The sequence below is a fragment of the Limnospira sp. PMC 289.06 genome (assembly GCF_032350395.1).
GTDB lineage: Bacteria > Cyanobacteriota > Cyanobacteriia > Cyanobacteriales > Microcoleaceae > Limnospira > Limnospira platensis.
Genome location: NZ_JARPLC010000256.1, coordinates 1 through 2292, shown reverse-complemented (window position 1 = coordinate 2292; position 2292 = coordinate 1). Strand labels below are relative to the sequence as shown.

The 2292-nt window shown below is 48.1% G+C and carries 4 protein-coding genes and 2 pseudogenes; 5 read left to right on the top strand and 1 reads right to left on the bottom strand.

The window, feature by feature from the left end:
* Window positions 1-58: 58 nt before the first annotated feature.
* The 5 genes and pseudogenes from P5674_RS26765 to P5674_RS24210 all read left to right on the top strand — a co-directional run.
* Window positions 59-115: pseudogene (locus P5674_RS26765) on the top strand (potassium-transporting ATPase subunit F); the annotation flags it as partial.
* A 153-nt stretch (window positions 116-268) separates the two neighbouring features.
* Window positions 269-346 carry a hypothetical protein gene (locus tag P5674_RS24225; RefSeq protein WP_308805667.1) on the top strand — a complete coding sequence of 26 codons (78 nt, stop codon included), beginning with the start codon at window positions 269-271 and terminating at the stop codon, window positions 344-346.
* A gap of 4 nt (window positions 347-350) precedes the next feature.
* The gene (locus P5674_RS24220; RefSeq protein ID WP_308805666.1) at window positions 351-629 is read left to right on the top strand and encodes a potassium-transporting ATPase subunit C; all 279 of its coding nucleotides are present in this window, start codon (window positions 351-353) and stop codon (window positions 627-629) included.
* Window positions 630-666: 37 nt separating this feature from the next.
* Window positions 667-765: a potassium-transporting ATPase subunit C gene (locus tag P5674_RS24215; protein ID WP_308805665.1), complete on the top strand. Its 99-nt coding sequence runs from the start codon at window positions 667-669 to the stop codon at window positions 763-765.
* Between the two features lie 21 nt (window positions 766-786).
* Window positions 787-1899, top strand: a complete 1113-nt coding sequence (locus P5674_RS24210; protein ID WP_006616168.1) for a universal stress protein — start codon at window positions 787-789, stop codon at window positions 1897-1899.
* 85 nt (window positions 1900-1984) lie between these two features.
* Here the strand turns inward: P5674_RS24210 and P5674_RS24205 are convergent.
* Window positions 1985-2292 (bottom strand): annotated as a pseudogene (locus P5674_RS24205) (zinc ribbon domain-containing protein); the annotation flags it as partial.

Sequence of the window (2292 nt, the reverse complement as noted above, 5' to 3'; positions counted from 1 at the left end):
CAAATGACTTATGACTTACAACAATAAATTAACAGATAATGCCTAATGCACTTGATTCGTTGTGGGCCTGGCTATCTATTTAGCGATCGTGATTGTTCAGCCCGAGAAGTTCTAAGTACAACGTTAATCCCTATAAACGTTTACATCCCAACTCAAACTGTCAACTTTTTCAAACTCTAAACCTCTCAGAAATTCACCATGAAAGACCTGATCATCAGTATTCGCAGTCTCGCTACCCTCGCGCTTCCTCACCGCTTTCCTCTATCCCCTGCTGATTTTCCTCATTGGTCAGGGCTTTTTCCCCTACCAGGCTAACGGCAGTCTTCTCACTAACTCTCACTCTTGAGGTCATTGGTTCCGCACTCATTGGTCAAACCTTTACCACTGACGATTATTTCTGGAGCCGTCCTAGTGATGTCAATTATAGTTCTGACGCGGAGGCTAACCCCACCGGAGTATCGGGAGGTAGTAATCTGGCTCCAGACAACCCGGAACTGTTGGCACGCATTCAGAACGAAGCCCAGCGTCTTCGTAGCGCCGGGATTGAACCCACCGCTGACTTACTTTATTCCTCCGGTTCCGGTCTTGACCCTCACATTAGCCCCCCTGCTGCGGTTCGCTCAAGTTGAACGGGTCGCCCTTGCGCGTGGCCTGTCTACTGACCAAGTGCGATCGCTGATTACTCAAAATACTGAAGACCGCTTCCTTGGTATTTTTGGGGAGCCTGGTATCAATGTTCTCAAGAGAGAACTTAGCCTTGGATAACCTTTAAATTCAAATCTTCTAATGTTCCAAACCTCCCTATGTATCACCCCACCCAATCCTCCCCAAAGCATCGCCCTTGGTAAGCACAAAGTCTTTATCGGCATGGCACCGGGAGTCGGTAAAACCTATCGAATGTTAGAGGAAGCCCAACAGCTAAAGCAGGAAGGGTTTGATGTCGTCATTGGAATACTGGAAACCCACGGACGAGCAGATACCGCTGAGAAGGCAGTTGGCTTAGAGCAGGTTCCCCTCAAGCAGATCAACTGGCTCTTTCGCACTCTCACGGAATTGGATACCTCTGCTGTACTCGCCCGCTGTCCTCAGCTAGTCCTGGTTGATGAATTGGCTCATACCAATATCCCCGGTTCTGAACGACAGAAGCGTTACCAAGATGTGTTTTGGATTTTGGAAGCGGGTATTGATGTCTATTCCACTATCAATATCCAGCACCTAGAGAGCCTTAATGACCTGGTACACAAAATTTCTGGGGTGGTCGTCCGCGAGCGGGTACCCGATCGCCTACTTGATGAAGCTGATGAAGTCATCGTCGTAGACGTTACCCCTGAAACTCTCCAAGAGCGCCTTCAAGAGGGTAAAATCTATGCCTCTGCCAAGATTGATCGGGCTCTGCACAACTTCTTCCAACGTCGCAATCTTGTCGCTCTCAGAGAATTGGCGCTGCGGTTCGTGGCTGACAATATTGAAGACAATGGCCGACAGAGCCATTCTCAGAGCTATTGCAATATCCAAGAACGGGTTCTGGTCTGTGTTTCAACCTATCCCAGTTCGATTCGGTTATTGAGACGAGGGGCACGCATTGCTAACCAAATGAATGGCCGTTTGTCTGTGCTGTTTGTAGCTCATCCTCATCAATTTCTTTCTAAATCTGAGGCACTCCACATTGAAACCTGCAAACGGATGTGTCAGGAGTTTGAGGGGGAGTTTTTGCGGGTGGAGTCAGATGATGTGGTGACAGCGATTCTTGATACTGCCGTCGAACAACACATCACTCAAATTGTTTTGGGGGAAACTCGACGATCTCGCTGGCAACTACTGATTAAAGGATCTATTGTTCAAAGGTTAATGCGAGGTCTACCCCAGGTTGATTTACACATTATTGGCACTGACCACTAACCCAACAGCTTGATCGCCTCAAATTTAGCTACCCGCAGACAAGCCCCCCGCTATTGTAGGGTTAGCTTTGGGATTACTGATACATTTACGCGACATTTATCCGGCTATTGCCTGACAATGCTACGATAGCACTATTACCCGTTAAGGTAACAGAGGCGGTATCCCGCAAAGCTTTTAGAAAGATTCCAAAAGCACCGTTCCAGTCCCTGGGTTGAACCCACACTCAGGACATCGGAACACTTTTGAGCCACCTAGCTGGGAATGGACATGACCACAGTGAGTACAGGTTTTGCTGGTGTATTCTTCGGTCACATCTACAACTGTGGTTCCAGTTATTTCCCCTTGATGTCTCAGGGTTAGTTTGAATCGATAATGCGCCCATGTCAGCATGGC

What these genes read in the sequence shown, in the direction of transcription:
- P5674_RS24210 (WP_006616168.1), top strand. Translation starts at nt 787, where the DNA reads ATGTTCCAAACCTCCCTATGTATCACCCCACCCAATCCTCCCCAAAGC.